17 protein-coding genes and 1 pseudogene are annotated in these 20,336 nt (G+C 61.4%); 11 read left to right on the top strand and 7 right to left on the bottom strand.

The window, feature by feature from the left end; all coding sequences use genetic code 11:
* The first annotated feature begins 19 nt into the window (after positions 1-19).
* The 3 genes from AB0280_RS01595 to AB0280_RS01585 all read left to right on the top strand — a co-directional run bounded on the left by AB0280_RS01595 (position 20) and on the right by AB0280_RS01585 (position 2,557).
* On the top strand, positions 20-1,066 hold the full coding sequence (locus AB0280_RS01595) for a methionine synthase (RefSeq protein ID WP_307489820.1): 1,047 nt from the start codon (positions 20-22) through the stop codon (positions 1,064-1,066).
* A gap of 2 nt (positions 1,067-1,068) precedes the next feature.
* Entirely contained in the window at positions 1,069-1,641 is a 573-nt protein-coding gene (locus AB0280_RS01590) for a flavin reductase family protein (RefSeq protein WP_307489817.1), read from the top strand.
* A 202-nt stretch (positions 1,642-1,843) separates the two neighbouring features.
* Entirely contained in the window at positions 1,844-2,557 is a 714-nt protein-coding gene (locus tag AB0280_RS01585) for a YoaK family protein (RefSeq protein ID WP_307489816.1), read from the top strand.
* A gap of 864 nt (positions 2,558-3,421) precedes the next feature.
* Here AB0280_RS01585 and AB0280_RS01580 read toward each other — a convergent pair.
* The gene (locus AB0280_RS01580; protein WP_307493216.1) at positions 3,422-4,561 is read right to left on the bottom strand and encodes a 3'-5' exonuclease; all 1,140 of its coding nucleotides are present in this window, start codon (positions 4,559-4,561) and stop codon (positions 3,422-3,424) included.
* A gap of 658 nt (positions 4,562-5,219) precedes the next feature.
* Here AB0280_RS01580 and AB0280_RS01575 point away from each other — a divergent pair.
* The 3 genes and pseudogenes from AB0280_RS01575 to AB0280_RS01565 form a co-directional block, all read left to right on the top strand.
* Positions 5,220-5,507, top strand: a pseudogene (locus tag AB0280_RS01575) (DUF4192 family protein); the annotation flags it as partial.
* 245 nt (positions 5,508-5,752) lie between these two features.
* Positions 5,753-5,992 (top strand): hypothetical protein, encoded by a 240-nt coding sequence (locus tag AB0280_RS01570; protein ID WP_307493221.1) that lies wholly within the window; start codon positions 5,753-5,755, stop codon positions 5,990-5,992.
* Entirely contained in the window at positions 5,988-6,248 is a 261-nt protein-coding gene (locus AB0280_RS01565; protein WP_307493218.1) for a DUF4192 family protein, read from the top strand. Before AB0280_RS01570 ends, AB0280_RS01565 begins: the two co-directional genes overlap by 5 nt.
* A gap of 275 nt (positions 6,249-6,523) precedes the next feature.
* Here the strand turns inward: AB0280_RS01565 and AB0280_RS01560 are convergent, their stop codons facing one another.
* Positions 6,524-7,129: a hypothetical protein gene (locus AB0280_RS01560; RefSeq protein ID WP_366366087.1), complete on the bottom strand. Its 606-nt coding sequence runs from the start codon at positions 7,127-7,129 to the stop codon at positions 6,524-6,526.
* A gap of 2,080 nt (positions 7,130-9,209) precedes the next feature.
* Here AB0280_RS01560 and AB0280_RS01555 point away from each other — a divergent pair.
* Together AB0280_RS01555 and AB0280_RS01550 are read left to right on the top strand one after the other, a co-directional pair.
* Positions 9,210-10,238 (top strand): serine hydrolase domain-containing protein, encoded by a 1,029-nt coding sequence (locus tag AB0280_RS01555; protein WP_307493212.1) that lies wholly within the window; start codon positions 9,210-9,212, stop codon positions 10,236-10,238.
* Positions 10,239-11,089: 851 nt separating this feature from the next.
* The gene (locus AB0280_RS01550; RefSeq protein WP_307493211.1) at positions 11,090-12,739 is read left to right on the top strand and encodes a sensor histidine kinase; all 1,650 of its coding nucleotides are present in this window, start codon (positions 11,090-11,092) and stop codon (positions 12,737-12,739) included.
* A gap of 143 nt (positions 12,740-12,882) precedes the next feature.
* On the opposite strand, the gene AB0280_RS01545 is transcribed toward AB0280_RS01550, so the two are convergent.
* A complete protein-coding gene (locus tag AB0280_RS01545) occupies positions 12,883-13,260 on the bottom strand; it encodes an STAS/SEC14 domain-containing protein (RefSeq protein ID WP_366366086.1) in 378 nt (125 codons plus the stop codon).
* 828 nt (positions 13,261-14,088) lie between these two features.
* Positions 14,089-14,361: a hypothetical protein gene (locus AB0280_RS01540; protein WP_307493206.1), complete on the bottom strand. Its 273-nt coding sequence runs from the start codon at positions 14,359-14,361 to the stop codon at positions 14,089-14,091.
* Positions 14,362-15,142: 781 nt separating this feature from the next.
* Between AB0280_RS01540 and AB0280_RS01535 the strand changes: the two genes are divergently transcribed.
* Positions 15,143-15,748, top strand: coding sequence for a DUF1326 domain-containing protein (locus AB0280_RS01535; protein ID WP_307493204.1), 606 nt, complete (start codon positions 15,143-15,145; stop codon positions 15,746-15,748).
* Between the two features lie 46 nt (positions 15,749-15,794).
* Positions 15,795-16,517, top strand: a complete 723-nt coding sequence (locus tag AB0280_RS01530; RefSeq protein ID WP_307493202.1) for a DUF2182 domain-containing protein — start codon at positions 15,795-15,797, stop codon at positions 16,515-16,517.
* A 137-nt stretch (positions 16,518-16,654) separates the two neighbouring features.
* Here AB0280_RS01530 and AB0280_RS01525 read toward each other — a convergent pair whose 3' ends face one another.
* Positions 16,655-17,203, bottom strand: a complete 549-nt coding sequence (locus tag AB0280_RS01525; protein WP_366366085.1) for a glycoside hydrolase family 16 protein — start codon at positions 17,201-17,203, stop codon at positions 16,655-16,657.
* A 786-nt stretch (positions 17,204-17,989) separates the two neighbouring features.
* On the opposite strand from AB0280_RS01525, the gene AB0280_RS01520 reads away from it, so the two are divergent.
* A complete protein-coding gene (locus tag AB0280_RS01520; RefSeq protein ID WP_307493198.1) occupies positions 17,990-18,283 on the top strand; it encodes a hypothetical protein in 294 nt (97 codons plus the stop codon).
* Between the two features lie 637 nt (positions 18,284-18,920).
* On the opposite strand, the gene AB0280_RS01515 is transcribed toward AB0280_RS01520, so the two are convergent.
* Positions 18,921-19,373 (bottom strand): VOC family protein, encoded by a 453-nt coding sequence (locus AB0280_RS01515; protein WP_366366084.1) that lies wholly within the window; start codon positions 19,371-19,373, stop codon positions 18,921-18,923.
* A 141-nt stretch (positions 19,374-19,514) separates the two neighbouring features.
* Positions 19,515-20,264 carry an SDR family NAD(P)-dependent oxidoreductase gene (locus AB0280_RS01510; RefSeq protein WP_366366083.1) on the bottom strand — a complete coding sequence of 250 codons (750 nt, stop codon included), beginning with the start codon at positions 20,262-20,264 and terminating at the stop codon, positions 19,515-19,517.
* Between the last annotated feature and the right edge of the window lie 72 nt (positions 20,265-20,336).

The raw sequence follows: 20,336 nt of genomic DNA, 5'->3' as shown, positions 1-20,336 counted from the left end.
CCTCGGAGAATCGCCAATCATGAACACACTTTTGCCCACCACCCTTGTCGGAAGCCTGCCGAAACCATCGTGGCTCGCACAGCCGGAGACTCTTTGGTCCCCGTGGAAGCTGGAGGGGGATGCGCTGCTCGAGGGCAAGCAGGACGCGCTGCGCATCGCCATCCACGAGCAGACCCGGCGCGGCATTGACATCGTCAGCGACGGCGAGCAAACCCGCCAGCACTTCGTCACGACGTTCATCGAGCATCTCGTCGGGGTGGACTTTGAACAGCGCAAGACCGTGCGCATCCGTGACCGTTACGACGCGAGCGTGCCAACCGTCGTCGGGCCGGTGCGCCGCGAACGGCCGGTATTCGTCGAAGACGCAAAATTCCTCCGCTCAACTACCGACAAGCCGATCAAATGGACTCTTCCCGGTCCGATGACGATGGTGGATACGCTTTACGATGACCACTACAAGAGCCGCGAGAAGCTGGCCTGGGAGTTCGCCGCGATCCTTAACCAGGAAGCGAAAGAACTCGAGGCGGCCGGCGTGGACATCATCCAGTTCGACGAGCCCGCGTTCAATGTCTTCCTCGATGAGGTCAAGGACTGGGGCGTGGCTGCGCTTGAGAGAGCGGCAGAAGGACTGCGTGCGGAGACCGCCGTGCACATCTGCTACGGCTACGGGATCAAGGCGAATAATGATTGGAAGGCGACGCTCGGTTCACAGTGGCGGCAGTACGAGGAAACATTCCCGCTGCTCCAGAGCTCCAGCATCGACATCATCTCGCTGGAATCCCAGAACTCCCACGTGCCCATGGACCTCATCGAGATCCTCCGCGGCAAGAAAGTCATGCTGGGGGCTATCGACGTCGCAAGCGAAACCATTGAGACCCCGGAAGAAGTCGCAGACACCCTCCGCAAGGCCCTGCAGTTCGTCGATGCGGACAAGCTCATCCCCAGCTCGAACTGCGGCATGGCACCGTTCCCCCGGGACGTCTCGCTGGCCAAGCTGAGTGCCCTCAGCGCCGGGACGACCATCGTTCGCGATGAACTCGCCCGCTCCACCCCCAAGGTGTCATAACGGTGTTTCACGCCTACCCCGCAGACACTTGGCTCGAGGCTCCGCAGCAAAGCTTCCCGTCTTCCCTCTCGGCCGATGAATTCAAAGCACTGTTCCGTGGGCACCCGGGAGGTGTCGCCGTCGTCACGGCCGATGCCGGCGAAGGGCCTGTGGCGTTGACGGTATCGTCGGTCGTGTCGGTGAGTGCGGACCCTCCGTTGCTGATTTTCTCTGTCTCGGCACTGTCTTCTTCGTCCGAGGTGCTGTCGCGCGCCGAAACCGTCGTCGTGCACCTGCTGGACGCGCACGACGTCGACTTGGCCAAGTTGGGAGCGACCCCCGGTGCCGACCGCTTTGACCAGACGCACCGCTGGTCGGCCCTTACGACCGGTGAAGCGGTGTATGACGATGTCCGCGCGTGGGTGCGCTGCGCCGTCATCGATCGAATGGAGGTGGGGACTTCCACCATCATCGCCGTGCACGCCCTGGAGTCCCGCGTGATGCGTGACGTCCAAGCGGGCGAACCCGGCGACGCCCTGGTCTACCACAACCGTTCATGGCACCGCCTGGGCGAGCATTCCAAGCTTGGAGGCTGAGCGCCGCGCCAACAATGCCAGGCAGGAAGCAGAACGGCTCACGACGGCGGACTGCCGCCATTCGCGCTTCGTGGTTGGCGGCATGGACGTACAGACGGCCAACGACCACGTCCTTGACGAGGGCCTGATTGACGATGACCAACAAACATGTCCGAGGGGTGGTCATAGAGACCACCCCTCACGATGAAGGATTCCATAAACCGTGACATCAGCCGTAGCCAGCTCAGGCACCAAAACCACCTCTACTCCGCAAGAAAATGCGTCTCCGGAAAAGTTCCGACTGATGCTCATGATGGCCCTCACGCTCGTTACAGGTGTGGTTGACGCCGTCGGCTACCTTGGACTTGATCGCGTCTTCACCGGAAACATGACCGGCAACGTGGTAATTCTTGCGATGGCGTTGGCCGGGGCCGCGAACCTGCCAACTTTGGGCCCACTGGTAGCACTTGGCGCCTTTCTCCTCGGCGCTGCAGCCGCCGGATTTACGCTCCAGTCAAGCCCGAAAGGCTGGAACCGCAGGGTCACGCTCCTTCTCACAGCGGGTTGTATCGCGTTGACGGGAACCGCCGCCATCTCTCTCAGCGTGGAAGACGTCGGCCACCAGTCCATTCGTGTCATCGTTGCCGCCCTTATCGCCATGCACATGGGCTCCCAGGCCCTGATTGCGCGGCATTTGGGCGTACGAGACATGACCACAGTGGTCATTACTTCCACCATCACCTCCCTCGCCGGAGAGTCACTTGTGGGCAAGCAAAGGCCCCGGTTACTCAACCGACGGCTGGGCGCTGTCCTCGCTATGTTCGCCGGGGCCGCCATCGGAGTACTCCTCCTGCAGATCCATCTCAGCGTCCCGATCGGCCTCGGCATCGCCATCACCGCCGCTGTGACGGTCCTGGGGAGTCGCCGCTGGCATTGATGCGGTACATCCCACCGGCCGTGCCTGCGCCGCCGACAAGCCTCCGGGAGGCCAACCTTGGCTCAACCAGAAGCAAATCCGATAAGGGCGCGAATCCGAGTGCACTACACCCTAATCGGACATCAGTCTGACCGTCCGACGGCGTCAGGTTGGAGTCGGATTACGGCCCCTTGGACACCGACTCCCAGCAGCGATATATCTCAAGCTGACCCTCCCACCTGCCTCGGGGAAGAGCGGCACACCGCCGAGTCCAACAGTCTTTCATCTGACGGCCCTGCGCTAAGTCACGGCAAGCGGGACTGCGAGAACTCGAACTCCCGGCCGGCGCCGGGCAGAGCATCAAATCAGACGTAAGTGTGGACAGTGTCCACACTTACTTTGGCTGGACAAAGCGATGAACGCAAGGTGCTTTTTGGGTCGTCGAAACCCCGCATCGGAGGCCGCGAATCAAACGCGCTGCGGTCATGTCGTCGTCTCTCCCCCGGCCCATGAATAGGTGTAGGCCACCCCGGGGCCTACCCGACAAGACCGGAAGCGAGGAACCGTACGACCCCATCAAACAGCACGCGGAGGGCCCACCAGCCAGGGTCCTGGACCCGCCACCCACACACCTGCATACCCCCCGCGGCGGCCAGGCTACAGCCCGCGACCCAACCCGTCAGGCGACGCGACCGCAAGCTTTGTCAACACGTTAAAGCAAAATCGCCCCTGACGAGGCGATCTGTTGTGCCCGAGGTGGGACTCGAACTACATTCCAGCCCTTGGAAACAGTGGGAACTCGCGAAAAGATGCGGAATCCGGATTGGTCCGACGGAACTACGAGGCAGTTTGCGACGAAAAGTGTGGACATTGTCCACACCCCTTTTAGTTCAGTTCAGGGCACTTTGAACGGTAATGGCCGGGTGTTCGGCAGTGACCGCATTTTCGGGGCGTGGGTGCTGTTGGCGAGGAGTTCAGTGCTTCTCTTGCCTGCCCGATGACGGCCGTGGCGGTCGCCTGCAGATCGTCGAAATAACCGGGAGCTGCCAAGGCGTCTGCGGCACGTTTCAGCTCGGTGAGCTCCCCCGCCGTCAAGACGTCGTCTGCGAACGCGGCTTCGCGCATCAATTCCAGGAACCGTTCATTGAGGCCGCGCACTTGTTCTGCCCCCATGCCTCCTCGACCGGCGACTTTAGCCAGAGCCTTAGCTTCGTCACCGATGATTTTGCCGTCTTCCAAGGCGACTGCAAGGGCTTCAAGATACTCTGCGGTCGCGGCGTCGCTGACGTCTCCTGTACTGATGGGAAGGCGGGACAGGAGGGAGTGCATCCAACCGTCCGTGCCTTTCCGCAATGAACTGGCCCGTGTCAGCGGACCCACGGAGCCCAGGCGGTAAGGATCAAAAAGTCCGCGCGCCGGGTCGTGACCGAACTCAAGTCCTGGCCGGTATCGATCGAGCATCAAGGGAAGTAAGGCCGCTGTTGCCCTAACGTCACCCAGGGCAGCGTGAGCGTCAATCAGGGGTATTCCGGCGTGCTGCGCGAGCGTGCCGAGCTTGTGATTTGGTGTGTCAAACGTTTGCTGCCCCAGCCAGAGAGAACAGAGAGCTGGCATGGGCGGTGTTTTCACGCCAGCCCGAGCAAACTCGGCCGCGATGAATCGTTCTTCGAACCTTGCGTTGTGCGCGACCACGACGGCTCCATCCAAACGCGCAAGGACGTCCGCGACGACGTCGGAAAATAATGGGGCATTCCGCACTGCATCGTTGCTAATGCCGTGGACAAATACCGCCCCCGTGTCGCGCCCTTCTGGGTTCAGGAGTGTCGCATATTCGTCTTCGATCCGGCCGTACTTGTCGACGCGGGCAATGGCCAACTCGATAACACGATCGCCTTTCCCTGGCGAAAACCCGGTTGTTTCGACATCGATCACGGCAAAGGAACCGTCATGGACGTAGCCCGTTCCCGATGCGGGCCCGCCATAGCTGAACAGCTCGCCAACACGCCCAGGCTCAGCAAACCGCATGGACGCGCGCTCTGCCGGGGCAGGCTCTGGGACGGAGCGGGGCCTCGTATAGGTCAGCGGTTCACGTACTTCCGGTCTTGGAGCCTTCTTCTGCAAGGAGGCCAATACCTTCAGTGCTCGCTGTTTCTTTCTGCGGGCCAACCACTAGAAAAAGACGACGACTAACAAAAAACCAAACAGGGCTTCCATGAGCATCCTTCATCGCGACAAGAGCCCGATGCTATCACCCCAATTCCGAGCGGATGCACCCACGAGGTGTTCGGGAATAAAGGGCGTACAGGGTAACCCCATTTTCTGCAGATAAAGGCGCAGGGCCACTAATTGCAGCTTGGCTCTGATTCAGAAGTCATGCTGTTTGACCTGCTCCTTCCAATGAACGACTGAAAGCTTAATCACTGCTTGTCATTCTGATATGTCCCATGATCGCTGGGCGGGTCCTCCGCGCAACCAGGGCGCTACCGCGCCGGCCCCGGAACCGAAAACTTCCCCACACTGACAGTAGAAGCAGTTTCCCAGATGAAGTTTTCGGCCCCGGTCCCGGTCCCCCCAAGTTGCACTCCGGCCCCTGACCCCAGCGGGTGGTCCCCTACCAGAACGACGCCCACCACCAACAACCGCAGAAAGCTACGGCAATCACAACGAAGAAGGAAACAGGGACATGGAAAAGCTCACCATCAAGACGCCACCAGATGTCCTCAGCTTCATCGGGCACACTCTCGGCTTCTGGCCGAAGGAAAGCCTGGTCTGCATCAGACTAAACGACAACAGCGTCGGCGCGACCCTGCGCATCGACTTGCCCCGCCAACCCGGCCAGGAACTCCCTTACGCCCGGACCGTCGCCCACTACCTCAGCTCCGACACCACCGCCACATCACTGCTCATCGCCGTCTACACCAGCGAACCCACCCAGCCCGGTCAACCCAGACCGCACGCCGGCACCATCTCCGCCCTCACCGGCGTCCTCGCCGAACAAGGCATCACCATCCGCGACGGCCTCATCGTCGGAGACGACACCTTATCCCCTACGACGCCGAACCGGGCCACGAACTCGCCCTGCCCGTCAGCGACACCCAAACCAGCGCCATCAACGCCGAATTCATCTACCGCGGCAGCGCCATCCAACCCACCGACCAAATCACCCTCCCCACCACAAATAACGAGACAGCCAAATCCAAGGCCGTTGAACAGCACATGGAAAACATCAGGAACCAGGAAGACCACGAAGCCGTCCGAAACGGACGGAAACTCTGGGCCGACATGCTCGACTCCACCTCATACCCCAGCGACGGCGACTGCCACGCCCTGGTCGCCCACCTGCAATTTCCCGGCATCCGCGACCGCCTAATCGCAGACATCCCCGGCCTGGACGAATCCATGCAAGACATCCTGTTCGCCCAAAACCGACGCCGCACCAAAATGGTCACGCATTGAATGGGCACAACAACTGCTCCTCCACGCCTACACCCGCACCAGCCCAGAGCACGCAGCCCCGGCCCTCACCACCATCGGCTACATCAACTGGTGGGAAGGCAGAGGAAGCAAAGCACACCAATTCCTCCAACTCGCACTCGACACCGACCCCGCCTACCGCCTCGCACGCCTCAGCGACCAAATGGTAGGCACAGGCCTCGTCGCCGGATGGAACATGAACAAAGACACCGCCTATAAGTCACTCCGCTTCGACTAATCCTCATTCAGCGGACCAACCTGCGATGGGCAACAATGCCGGACCGGTTAGGTCACTGGCGGCTGACATCGGAACCCTTCCGGCAGCTGTACGAAAGATCCGTTATCGGCGTTCGGGGTTGGTGGAGCAGAAGCCTTGGAAGAGGTCACCTTTACCAGCCCTTAGGGGCGGGTGGGTCATCTACGGCACGACCCTGTGGTCTTGCCGTAGATGACCCGTTCCTTCTATCAATTACTCGCAGCAGCAAGCTGACCGGCGGGTATTGAGTCAGGTTTTTACCGTTCAGGCAATGTGTTGTCCCAGTGGTCACGCCAATTTCCGTACAGACCATCGATCAGGTTCTCGGAGGGGTTACGCCGATGCCAACCGCTGGTCGGCAGCACCGGGAGCCGATCTCTGTCCTGAATAAGCCTAGAGGTGATTGCGCGCTTGTTTACCGGAGGGGTTGGGGTCTCCCCCCGCGCTGAAACTGGGTTTTTCGGTTGTGGCTGCTGCCCCGCCTGCACCGGCGCCGGCCTCTTCGGAAGGTCCTTTCGTTGCCGCTTGATGTACTCAAGATGCTTGCCGACATCTTTGAAGCCTGGCGTGCTCTTGCGGATCTGGGAAAGGTCAAGCAGCTCGGTTTCCAGCCAGTATTTCCTGAGCAATGTCTCTGCCCCGGGGTATCCCATGCCCTGGGCCATGATTAGCGCGTGCCCGGACTCATCCAGAAACAGTAGTCTTGCCACTTCGCGGTCGGCAGGGCTGGCTGCCCTGCCGTAGACATCTGCTAGGGCTCCCCATGTGTGGAGCAGCGCGTCGAGAAGATATTCGTCCTTCAGTGTTTGGCGCACTTTTGAGTTGCCGAGCTCCAGAATGTCCATAACCAGCCCGTTGGGCATCGTGGCGGAGTGTTTAGGGCTAAGCCGAAGGAAAGCCTCGACCCTTGCAGCTGTAACGCCATAAGCCCTCAGCCAAGTGTGAATCGTCTGAGACCGCCCGGTCCCCGGCCGACGCTCCTCAAGGTAAGTCGCCGCGGTCCACTTGATGAAGAGTGCATATGAGTATGAATTCATGGTTACCTCCTGTGGTTGAAGGCGTCTGTGACGCCCGGAATGACGGAAAAGCGCAAAAGAAAAGGACCGCCCAGGGGGCGGTCCTTCGAGAGATGACAAATTTTCAGGGCTGATTCAGGGGATAAAGAGGCTGGCTCCTTTCTGTACTTAGAAGAGAAGAACCCCTGCGGTTGCAGAGGTTCGGAAGGTTGCTCAGGCGGTTGTGCCGTTTTGCCATTACTTATCGGCCGCGATGACGCGGCCTGTGTCTGGCCTGCGCAATGCCTTGTACTGACCATGATCGCGGGTCGTGTCAAGAGGTCTTTGGTTACGCGCAGCGGCGTTGCGCTTTTAGTTTCACGTTAGCAGTCCCTCCAAATAGACCAACGACTCATGCTCCCGGCAGTCTTTGACCCGGCAGAAAAGAGAAAAGACCCCTGCGGGCAAGCAGAGGTCGTTGTTGGACTAAGTCCAGATTCGCGCAGCTTCCGTGTCACTTGCAAATCGAGGGTGCACACGACCTTGCGGGGCTGAATTCGGCATCAAATGTCGGTCAGTAACCCTGTTTATCGATTGCTGCCAGATTAGATTCTGCGCTTGGGAGAAGATCCTTCTTATAACACTGACAATACTTGACTGTGTCAAGTTTTTGCGCACGCTTTTGCTGGCTGCTGAGGCCAGTTCGGCTACCGTTCCCTTACGGTCGCGTCCCTTGGGATGGCCTGAATGTGAACCAGTGCCGTGACATTGGCAAGGTCACGCACAAGAAATGTCCCCTACTTCTGAGCCTACACAGGCTCACCAAATCGATGTGCGTACGGACGACCTGCCGAGGTTCTCTTGCGGAGAAGCATGCCTGGCAGCAAGGGTTCCCGACAACGCGCTAAACGTCCCACTTCACCAGCTTTGCAGAATCTTTATTATCGGCTGTTTGTGGAGGGCCGGAGGTAGGAGTTCGGGGAACGGCTTCCGGCTACATTTCGTCGTTGTCCGGTTCTGCCCATTCCAGAGCCGCGACGAGGTGCGTCCACCGACCTTCGGGGAACGGTTATGGACTGCAGCCGGAGTGGAGCTGCCGCCCAAGGCCGCGTCCTCCATGGACGGGCGCGCGGGCGGTAAAAGCCTTCATGCTGCGGCAAGCTCTACGGGCTGAGTGGTAGTTGTTTCGTCAGGGGTGCTGAATGTCCGGCCGGAAACCAGCTTTAACTCCGACGGTCGTACCTTCCGCACTTAGTACAGCGTCGTCGGAACCCGCCGTCGGGTTTCGTTCCACCAGCCAGTGGTGCCCAATATTGAGCCTGCACAGCAGGGCCCGGATCATGACCGCTCCTCTCCGAGAAGTTGTCGCTCAGCCACTTCCATTATGTCCCCGAAACTTCTGATTGGATCACTGAGAAACGTGAGCCACGATTGCGTCTGCATGACTGCTTCCTCAACAAGAATCGCTCGGTCCCGTTGAATGATCGCTTACCAGGCGCCGGGAACGACAATCAGTCGACGCGATCAGGGAAACGCTCCTTGGCCACTAAGCCCTGCATTACCCGGACCAATTAGCTTTGCAATTCATATCCTTACCACCCGGTTTTCCGGGGTTGGGTAACCTCCCTCCGGAGAAGTGATGGTCGAACCGGCGGTGCTAAAGACTACAGGTAAGATTGCTTCCCCGCTGCGACGGCCGGAACTAAAATTGTTGTGCTGGGGCCGACGGTGCCGTCGTGGTCTGGCCGGACGTGGTGCCGCAGACGGCCAAGCTTGTCTCTTAGGCGAACGGCGGCACACAATGACCACGAAGAACCACGGTTGGAGGCGGGCGGTCCTAGTCCTCGTCCTCGCGGCAACTGGCTGCACCCAGTCCAATGATGGACCCACCCCATCTTCGAGCTCACCGAGTCCCTTCGTGTCGCTGGAGCATCAAATTCAGTTGTTCATGGATGAGGGAGCTCCCTCCGCCGTCGTACGGATCCACTGGCCCGAGGGCGAGTGGTCCCGGGCTTACGGCGTCCGAGACCTCGAAACCAGGACGGCGGCGCAGCCCACGGACCGCGCAGAGGTCGCCAGCGTCACCAAGACAATGACCGCCGTAGCCGTGCTGAAGCTCGTGGACGACCACCTCATTGGCCTCGACGATCCCGTCAATGACGTCATACCTGGATTCAGGTCATCACTCAAACCACCAGGCCCGATCACTGTGAGGCAACTGCTCAGCCACACTTCCGGGATACCCGAGGTCAATGATGCCCTGCCGAAAGACATCGACTTCCGCCCCGTCCTTTCCCAGACACTCACCATGGAGCGTGGCCTTCAACTGGCGGGAACCCTGCCATGGACTAATGACGATGTCGGATCATTTAAGTACTCAAACACGAACTACCTCGCACTCGGCCTCCTCATCCAGACCCTGCGGCACAAGCCCTTCGTCCAGGTAATGCAGGAGGAGGTCTTTGACCCTCTTGGACTAAAGAACACCAGTCTGAACCAGGTTGACCTGCACGAAGCCGGGCTTTTGCACGGCTACGTGACCCTGCGCGGCGAGCGTATCGACACCACAAACAACACCTTCTCCGTGGGCAACCCGGCCGGCGGCGCCATATCGACGATGGAGGACCTGAACCTCCTCATGGCAGCAATCTTCCAAGGACGGGCGATCTCAGCAGCCTCCCTGCGCGAGATGAAAACCAGCCCGAGCTTCCGCCCCTACGGGCTGGGCGTGTGGGAGCACGGGGATGGGTGCTCGAAGGAATCCCGGCACGAGGGCAAGGGCTCTTTCGATGACTATCAGACGGTAGCGGTCAGCAGCGGAGACGGACGGTACCAAGCTGCGATGACAGTCACGACCCCGCCGATGCCCTCGGAGCTCGAGGACCCCTCCACCCAGGAAAAGCGAGATTACCTGAACGGCCGGATCGAGTCAGCCCTCAACGAGACCCTCGATCGGCTCTGCAGTGCGGCCAAATGATGGGCTCCGGCAACGAAACAGCTGTGGGGCTTGGTGAGTTCGCTGGCCCGGCGCGCCCGCAAGGCGACGGCACCAGCAGCACCGCGCCGCGGGCCCCGCGCGAAACCAACAAGCCCGCGGACCACTGCCGCACGCTGCTCCTTGATGCGGAGCCGGTACCATCTGCAGTCCATGACTCTGTGAGTCTGTCGCCGTTGTCGCGCTGCGGGTGATATCCCCAAGGGTCACTGGCTATGCGGATGCTACCCCAACCCTCGATGTGCTCCTCACGTTTCGCAGCCGCAGCGACCGTCCCCGTTGGTCCCAGCCGGGGAGTGTGCTCCTCTCAACGTACCGCGACCTGTTCGTCCAGCGCTTGGGCCGCATGGCTTGCTTCGGCGCCGGCGCCCCGTCGTAGGTCTTCATGTGCCGGTAGAGATTCGGGACGGAGCGCGGGCCGATGCTTCGGAGCATTCGGCGGACGCCCGTACGGCGCTGAAACAATCCTAAGAAGCCAAGGGGGTAGTGATGCCCCGGTGGCATCGGGGCATGGCGAAGTCGCGCGATGCGAAGCAGGTTCGCCCCACCACGGGGAAAAAGGCAGCGGACAAGGCCCGCCGTCATCGTGCCGGAACTGCGGGCCTACCTTGAGCGCCCTGCTGTCCCGGAAGAGCTGCCAACAGACCGGAAGAGCTTTGGCGGAACGACACTCGCCCGACGGCTTTGCATAAAGGCAAGGCGCTGGTTCATGGGGACGAGCAATCCATACCGGGAAGCCTGGTTTTACCGACATTTAGTCGCCCCCGTGTTGGTTTTGAATTGGCTGGGGTACGTTGCAACTGAAGGGCAAGCAGAGCAGGTAAGGGGAGACCATGCTTTTTGAGCCGCTATATGCGCACTACCGCACGCTGGGGCCGCGCGGCCGGGCGGTGTTGTTCCAGCTTCCGCTGGCTACGACGATGCTGCTGGTCACGGTCCTTACACTGGTCCTGCATCCTCAGATTGCTACCTCCTGGGTTTTCCTTTGGAGTCTTGGAGCGCACGTGCTGCTCCTCGCCTCCTGCGCAGCAGTGCCGTGGGAGCAACTTCCGGGACGGGCTGTGCTCATCATCCCGGCCCTGGACTGTATTGCCGTCGGGGTCACCCGCGAGGCAGCCGACCAGTATCTGGCGGTCCTGGGTTTTCTTCTGGTCTTTCCCGTCGTCTGGCTGGCCAGCGACCGGCGCCGCAGCAGCGTCCTGCTCGCCGTCCTCGCCACCATCCTCAGCGCGGTGGTCCCACCACTCCTGCTCGGCGAAGGCTTTGACGGTCCGGACTTCATCCGGATCGTGCTCCTGCCCGTCATTCTGGGAGCGATCGCGCTCACTGCCAACACGATCGCCAACGCCCTGTCTATTCAGCGCCGCCAGCTGGAGGTCCAAAGCGCAAAGGTCACCGGCTTGCTGGCGGCCAGCGAGGACCGCGAACGGCTGATCAGCACCGTCCTGGACACCGTCGGGGTCGGAGTCTGCGCCCTCGACGCGCAGGGCAGCGTCGTCCTGATGAACCACCACCTCAGCAGCCTCGCAGGCACGGCCCCGGAGGCGTCCGCCGCCGAGGACGACGACTGCCCTCTGATGTACGGACCTGACCGGAGCCAACCCCTGCCGCCCGAGCGCCACCCCCGGTCCCGGGCCGCCCGGGGCGAACCGTTCACGGACGAGCTGATCTGGACCGATCAGCGCGTCTACTCCGCCACCTGCCGGCTGATCATGGACACCGACGGCGGGTACGCCGGTTCCGTCCTGGCCTTCACTGACGTCACCGCACTGGTCGAGGCGCTGGCCGCGAAGGACCAATTCGTTTCCAGCGTCTCCCACGAGCTGCGGACCCCGCTGACCTCCATTCTGGGCTACATGGACCTGGCCCTGGACGAGGCAGACCTTGATCCCGACATTGAGATGTACGTGACCATCGCAAAACGGAACGCCGAGCGGCTCCTCCACCTGGTCGGTGACCTCCTGACCATCGCCTCCGACGCCATGACCATCAATCCGCAGCACGCCGACCTCACCGACATCGTCCGCGACAGCGTCCAGGCGGCCCAACCGCGGGCAAAGGCCGGAGGCATCCGGCTGGACCTCATCACCGACGGCCCCGCCACAGGCCATTTCGACCCTGACCGCCTCGGCCAGGCCGTCGACAATCTCATCTCCAACGCGATCAAATACACAAACCACAGCGGGACCGTCACCGTCAAAGTCTTCACCACCGGCCACGAACTTAGATGTGAAGTCACCGACACGGGCGTCGGCATGAGCGACGAAGAGCTTGACCAGGCGTTCACCCGTTTCTTCCGGGCCGCCCATGCACATTCCTCCACCATCCCCGGCGCGGGCCTGGGCCTGGCGATCACCAAGTCGATCATGGAGAACCACCGCGGCCACGTCGTGCTGTCCAGCAGTCCCGGCCGTGGAACGACCGCGGCGCTCACGCTGCCGGCAGCCGACATGGAAGCCGCGACCCCTGCATTCCTTTCGTGAAAGCAGACATTCGCAACGCAACGGTGTTGACCAGCTGACTATCAGCCCTGGTTAGCATGGGTGCAGCCGAAGGGGATCGGCTTTGGGCAGTGGGAAAGAAGGGTGCACCCAGTGTGCGCACCCTTTCCCGTGTCCTGATCCTTCTACGCCGGCCCCCGGGAGCCATCACGCAGCCACTCCAAGGCTTTGTCTTTGGTGGTGAAGTACCGGATCGGGAATCCTGCCGGCGCCATAGGCAGGCGGAACACGGCAATTATCCGGTCCTTGGGCGAGGTCCCCACCAGCGCCATGCGCGAGATGTTGGAGCGGGAGGGAAAGACCTTGCGGGCTGCGGCAGAGTGAGTCACTCCGCCGATCTCGACCAGCATCGGCAGCTGGGCACCCTGGCAAAGCGTCTCGATGACGCCCAGGGCCGCGGTGGCGACGTCGATACCGATGTAGGTCCCCTGCTTCCAGCTCAAGCGAAGGATCCCGCCGGACAACTCCATCGTGCCCTTGCCCTTGATGTCCACCGTGCCCATGCGATCCCCAGTTTGTAACCGAATCCAGCCTCGACCCTAGCCGAACGGCACCACCCACCGCAGCGGGAAACTCCCGGTCGGACCGCGCGGAGGTCCTTTTGGCTGCTCGCCTAGCCTAGAGGCAACGACTACGGGGTGACCGTGAATCCAGTTCCAGGCGTAGCCGGCTGATGATGCAACCCAAGCACGCAACGCCGCATCCGGAGTGGGCGCAGATGTACGATGGCGGCCTCCCGGCCAAGACCATCTCGACGGAGACCGGGGTGGCCCAGTCGGTGATCCGTCACCACCTTGCCATCGCTGCCACGCAGGACCCGGGCCTTCGCGACGCACACCGCTCGGCCGCGGGACCCGTGCCAACGCGGGTCACCGTCCCGGGCCGCCGAAACATGGGCGGAGTCCTGGCGTTCCACCAGGCCGAGGGGCGGCTGCCCGTCCATGGCCCCACACCTCGGGAAACCGCTTTGGCCGACCGGCTGGCCCGCCGGCGCAGGGACGCAGTCAAGGGCCCCTCTCCCCCGTGTACGCCGCAGGGCTGGACACCATCCCGGGCTGGCAGGACTACCCGACCAAACACGACGCGGACGCGGCCTGATGGACGCAGCGTCTCGCCGAGGTCGCCGACTACCTGGCGGCCGGCCACGAGCTTCCCCGGCACAACAAGACCGACGACGAGCAGGAGCGCACCCTGGGCGTCTGCCTGCACAGCCAGCGGATCACGGCCCGTGCCGGGACGCTGACAGACGCTAATGAGAGGCAGCTGAACGAGACCCTCCCCGGCTGGCGGCAGGGCAGGCCGCGGCGCGGACCGAACAGCCGCCAGCGGACCTAGCTCGGCTGTTCGGCTCCGGTGCCCTGCGTAGATACCCTCGACAGGTCGCCTTGAAAAGCGGTCCGTGGGTCCAAGTCGACCGCCTCAAGGATTGCCCATGCCAGGGCCGGAGCGTGCTCGGCCCGGTACTCCACCGATGCGCTGACGCCGTTCGCCTCGACGATCTGGATGGACGCGTCCGAGGTGTGGATAGGCCGCCACACGTCGAGGTGGTCCTCGGGAATCACTGTGTCGTGGTGGGGTTGAACGACATAGTCCTCGGCAGCCATGGAAGTCCTTTCCTGAAAATGGGCAAGAGAGCACTATAAGCACGCCGCTGCTGTCCAGACCACAATAGGCACCGCGTTGGGTTCATGCGCCTGCCCAGTGACTGAAGTTGCCGCCTCCTCGAGTGCGTTCGTCATTGTCTTTGCCGCATCCTCGGCACCGCTTGGAGACACCACCGTCGTCTGCGTGATGGTTGTGCCAGTCGTGCCGAATGATCAGTTTGCACATCAGAATCTGCCACATAGCCTTCTCCAATCCGCGTACCGACACATCCATGATGGCTCAGGCCGGGTGCCGGCGGAATGGGTGAAAGCGGTCAGTGGGTGGCATATGCAGCGGCCGCGTGTGCGCGGCCGGACGGCTGGCCCTAAGATGCAGTTATCGGGACCAAGTACGTCGGAAGGTGGTCCCGGACTCCTGCCGCAACCAGAAAACACGCCAGCACCCCTCATGGGTAAGGGCAACGATGGGTGGGGGCTTGCTGGCCTGGAGCCGACCGGCGTCAACCACACGTGGTCGGAACGCAGCTACGAGGAGGCGTCGGTCCCGCTGGGTCCACTTCTCCCGACTTCTTCAACAGCGGGCCCCATTTCGCGCACCGCATCCCAAGCCGCTGAAACCTTAGCCATGATTTTTGCATCCTGATCCCTGGGTCTCCGGGCGGTAACTGGGCCACCTCAAAAAAGGGTAGTTCATCACTTCAAACGGGTATTGACGAGCGGCATCGGCGGGAGTACTTTGCCGCTGTGGAGATTCGGGGGCCCACCTTTGGAAGGCACTCTGATGGCATGGCAACTTGAAGGCACATACTTCGAAAACTGCAACTGCAACATGATCTGCCCGTGCTCGACCTCTGGTCTTACCGAGCCCGCCACTAGAGACCGTTGCAACGTCATGCTGGCGTTTCACGTCGACAGGGGCGATGTGAATGGTGTCGATGTCAGCGGCCTGAACGTTGCCGTCGTCGCCGATACTCCGGCCCTGATGAGCGACGGCGGCTGGCGGATGGGGCTGCTGATGGATTCAGCGGCTTCACAGGAACAGGCTGACGCCCTGGGCGCAGTCTTCGGCGGCAAACTCGGTGGACCAATGGAGGGCCTTGGTCCCCTGGTCGGAGAAATGCTGGGCATGGAGTCACGCGCTATCACTTACGCCAATGACGGCCGCGAGCACAGCGTCCAAATAGACGATGCCATCAACGTCAAAGTCGAGGACTTTGTTTCCCCGTTAGATGCTACTGGTGCGGGCGTCAAAGTCAGCGGGGTAGGCTTCCCCGCCGACACCTTGGCGGCAGGGCATGCAACCGCCTCCACCGTGAACATATTCGGCCTGTCCTGGGATAACACGGGCAAGAACTCTTTCTCGGCTCCTTTCGCTTGGTCCGCCTGAGGTGCCCGGCCGCGCGTACCCAGCCGTCCGCAGCCAAGCTGCCCTGTTGGCGCTGCTTGGCTGCGCCTCCGCCGCCTGGTACTTCACCGTCCTGGGGCTCAGAGACATGCCCGCAGGGCCGGGGACAATGGGCCTTGAGTTCGGAGGCTTCCTCGCGACATGGACCCTCATGATGGCCGCAATGATGCTACCGGCGCTGGCACCACTGACCACCATCTACCTTCGGTCGATCCGGTCGACCCCAAGTGCCATAGTCAGAGCGGGAAGAACCGCCGCACTCGTTATCGGGTACCTGGTGGCCTGGGCTCTTTTCGGAACTGCCGCTTTCGTCGCTGCGCTGCTGGCCTCCCAGCTGGCGACGGCGGCGCCCATGGTCGCGCCATGGGTGGGCGCAGGGGTAGTGGCCGCCGCAGGCGCTTACCAACTCACACCGCTAAAGGACTACTGCCTGCGGCAGTGCCGCTCACCGATCTCCTTCCTGCTCCACACGTCCAACTACCGCGGGCCGTTTCGGGACGTACGTGTGGGTATCTACCACGGCGTCTACTGCATCGGGTGTTGTTGGGGCCTGATGGTTGTACTGACTGCCGTCGGCCTATCAAACCTAGCCTGGATGGTTATCATCGCCGTAACCGTTCTTTTGGAAAAGACCTGGAGCCAAGGCCGCACAGTCAGCAAGATCGTCGGAGCTGCGCTCATCGTTTTTGCGGTCCTCGTGCCTGCAAACCCCGCACTCCTGCCCGGACTGTATGCGGCTGCACCGATGTAGCCTTAACCCCTGGTAAGAGGATCGACGGAACCGGTTGAGTCAGTACAGAAAGCTTGGCAGGCCTGCCGTAGCGGCGGGAGCTGGGCCTCGACGTACACCAACCCTGGCGTCTGAATCATCACCCATGCAAACAGTGTCTATGTCCATACCCTGACGTAGTCGACCCGGACGGCAGCGGCGGGCCCGAACACTGGTGACCCCGACCAGTAACCCACGTTGATGACCAGGAAGTGCCGCGCCGCGCCGTCGCCGGTTGCGTAGGACTGCACCAGCCTGCCGTCGAAATAAACATCGTTTCGGCCAGCTTTCCGGTGCAATCCATAGGTGTGGAACTGCCCCGCCCAGCAGCCGGGGATGCTGACGGTGGTATTTGAGAAGAGCGAGTGGTAGTTGGAGTGCATCGTACCGGACAGGGGCTCGGCTATGTCGTTCTCGCCGTTGCCGGGCCAGGACTGTCCGGTTGTCCACCAGGCAGGCCAGTTGTGAATCGTAGTGCCGCAACTTCCGGGAAAGAGAATCCTGGCCTCGTAAAAACCGAGTCCAAATGAGGCGCCACTATGCCCGGCGACCCCGTCACCGGGATTAGTCGAGACAAGCGCGCCCTTTCCGGGGCCGGACATCTGCAATCTCAGCTCACCGCCCATGACGCTCACATTGCTGGAGCATGTCAGCACCTTGTTCATCATGGAGCCCCCGCAGTCCTTGAACCAGTATGGTGTCCAGGCCGTCCTGTTCAACCTGTCGAAGTTGTCCTCAAACTGCAACGACCAACTCCCGGGCGCCCCGACCGGCGTCGTGAAAATGCTGACGGAGGATGACACGGCGGCCGCTGGTACTGCATCCACGCCAACAGGGGGCGTAGTGGTCGGCCACGGCTCAGTACCGGCGGCCAACCCCACGCCGGCAAACAGTAGAAGGTTCAGGAGCCCAGCCACGAGGCCAATACATCCCCTGGCGATCCTCATCCCGCTCTCCCTCAGATCCGATCCACGACACTGACCGTTGGCCGGGTCGAAAATCGAAGAACTGCCCAGGAAACTAACTTCCTACAGGACGGCTCCGGCCAATGCCCCCCCATGAGCACCCAATCGACGGCTTCGCATCGGATACCTGCACCGGCTCCAACCTGAACCCGGTTAAAGTTTCGGAGATGCGGCGATAGCCTTCGGCAGCAGCCAACATACACCGCCACAGACCCCGACGTAAGGGTTCCTCGTACCCCATCCAGGCCCTACTTCTCCCCGGATTGCACCACCATGCTCCGGGGAGCTTGCCCTCTTTGCCCCGAGCCCAGCACGTGCCAGGGCTGCTAAGAAGGTCTCCCCCTCCCGGAAACCAACGGCGGCGACAACGAAACTTCAGAGCTACACGCCGCAAGCGGCAGCCCGAATCATTCCCCTACGTCCCCTAGGGGAGCAAACTGCGAGTGCGCGGGTCCCCTGCGTACCGATCACGAACAGGAGGGCGTTCCAATGAGCAGCTTAGAGTCCTTTAGCGGAATCGGCGTCTACGAGATGCAAAGCGATGCGGCCAGGGAAGTCAGGCGCATCATGACTGAGGCTGGTGGCGACCGCCTCAAAGCCGAGCAGGATGCCGCGAAGGCATATCAGGAAGTCAAGAAGGCGTATGAGGAACTGCTGGTCAAGGGCAGTGCAAGCCCGGTTGCTCCCGCCTACGCTTCGGGCGCCGTCGGATCCTACGTGTCCGACGACGGCGGCGAGCCCGGCAGTTCAAAGGTGGTTTATAAAAAGTCAGGCGGTAACTGACAAGGCACACTTGCCGGCGCCGGTGCAGTCATCGGAGGCTACTTTGGAGGTGCGGGGGGAGCTGCTGTGGGTGCCGTATTGGAGGCGTTCGGCAAGATCGTCGATAACTGCTGAACCGGAGAAGCGACAACGAGCGCATGAGGACCGAGGCGACACCCTTTGACCTGAAACAGGAATAGTAAGTAGCCTTATTTAAGGGCGTGGTGTCCAGCAGTGGGCGCCGCGTTCCGTCTAGGCATCTCAGCGCCCGGCTACTTAGATGAACCTGGAAAAGTCAAGCTTTGTCAACACTGGAAAGTCAAAAAACCCTCTGACCTGCGGAAACACTGTGCCCGAGGTGGGACTCGAACTGTCTTCTAGGCCTTGAAAACACTGGAAAGTGCCGAAAACATAAGGAATCCGAGCCAATTCGAGGGCTTCAAGAAGCAGTCAGCGACAAAAGGTGTGGACATTGTCCACACCTACTTTTTGCCCTCCCGGATTCGGCAATAAGCCGTTCAATGAAGCAGGCCGAGGAGCGCCCGTCCGTGGACATAGCGGCAATATGTTGACGGGATCTCTGCTACCGTCTGCAGCGTGGGAGCCTGACGCGACGATATTGGGCCGGCCCCAAAAAGCCGATTTCAGCAGGAGCATTTCACGTCTGGTCAGCATTTTGCCAGTCGGGCGCTTGAATGAGTTCCACCCGATTTCCGTCTGGATCGAGCAGGTAGACAAGCCACCCGCCTGCAATTGGACCAGAGGTAGGGGCAACAGGTTCGGATACGGCGTCGTAACCAAGCGCTGTCATCTTGGCGTAAACCTGCCGTACGTCAATATCTGTGAAGGCAAGGTGTGCCGTGCCCGGTTGCGCCTTTGATGGGTCAACTGCGGGCAGTAGAGGCTCGGCATGGGCAAGTTCCAACCGGAAAGCTCCGTCATTGGTAGCGAGAAGCATGGCTCTGACCTGTACGTTGGGACGGCCGTACAGCTCACCGATGTATGGCCCCGACGTCCAGGCGTCCAAGCGGGTTAGGCCGAGGCCATCCACGTAGAATCGCGCGCTGCGCTCCATGTCCGTAACGTGCAGGGCGGTGTGATGGTGTCGCATTCAGTGTCTCCTTGGTGGTAATGGACTTCCCGCTCGTCTCCGATGAAAGCAGTCTTGAAGCGTCAATGTTGGATGGGAGGTGTCAGGCCGGGTATATCAGCTCTGGGCGATGGCCTGTTGGAAGACCTTTGTCGGGTCGTTTTAGGTTCCAATTCCCAGGTGTGCTCCGCCTGCCACGTCGAGGGAAACCCCTGTGATGTAGCGGTTGTCGGGGTCGGCGAGGAAGAGGATGGCGCGGGCGACTTCGTCGGGTTCAGCGAACCGGCGCATTGGAAGTTGTGCTGCACGCTTGGCACGGTTGGCGGCTGCGTCCGGACCGGAGTCTTTGGCGAATTGTGCCCACATGGGTGTGTTCACCGGGCCCGGGGCGATGGCGTTTACGGAGATGCCGTTGGGCCCGAGCAGTTCGGCGAAGGACCACATTATGTGAAGGACGGCGAGTTTGCTTGCGTTGTACGGCAGGTAATTGAGCCGTGATTCCTTTGCTGCAACTGACGATAGGACCACGATGGCGCCGGCGGTGCCGGTTTCGAGCATTGACTTTGCGGTCTCCCTCACCATCGTGAAGGTCGCGGAGGCGTTGATCCTTAAGATGGAGTCGAATTCCTCGGTGGTGGTCTCCATGATGCCGGGGGTGGGGCCGAGTACTCCGGCTGCGTGGATCAGGACATCAATGCGCCCATGTTTGGCTGTGATGTCCTGGATCGTAGCTGCGCATTGCTGTTCCGAGGTGATGTCGAGGGGGTAAAACGCTTTCAGGTTCTGGTCCTCTTTCGGGGAACGGTCGGCGCCTATGACGATGGCGCCTTCTGCTGTGAGGGCGCTGACGGCGGCGTCGCCGATTCCCCCGCTCGACCCGGTTACCAGGACTACCTGGTCCTTGAGGCTCATTTGTTCTCTCCGCCGTGGTGGTGGGTCCGCCGCGGGTTTCCGGCGTTGGGAGCGTGAGGTGCTTTCTTCATG

It is taken from the genome of Pseudarthrobacter sp. 902506025 (assembly GCF_040702325.1).
GTDB lineage: Bacteria > Actinomycetota > Actinomycetes > Actinomycetales > Micrococcaceae > Arthrobacter.
Note: the sequence above shows the minus strand (reverse complement) of the source record. Positions and strands in the feature narration are given on the sequence as shown.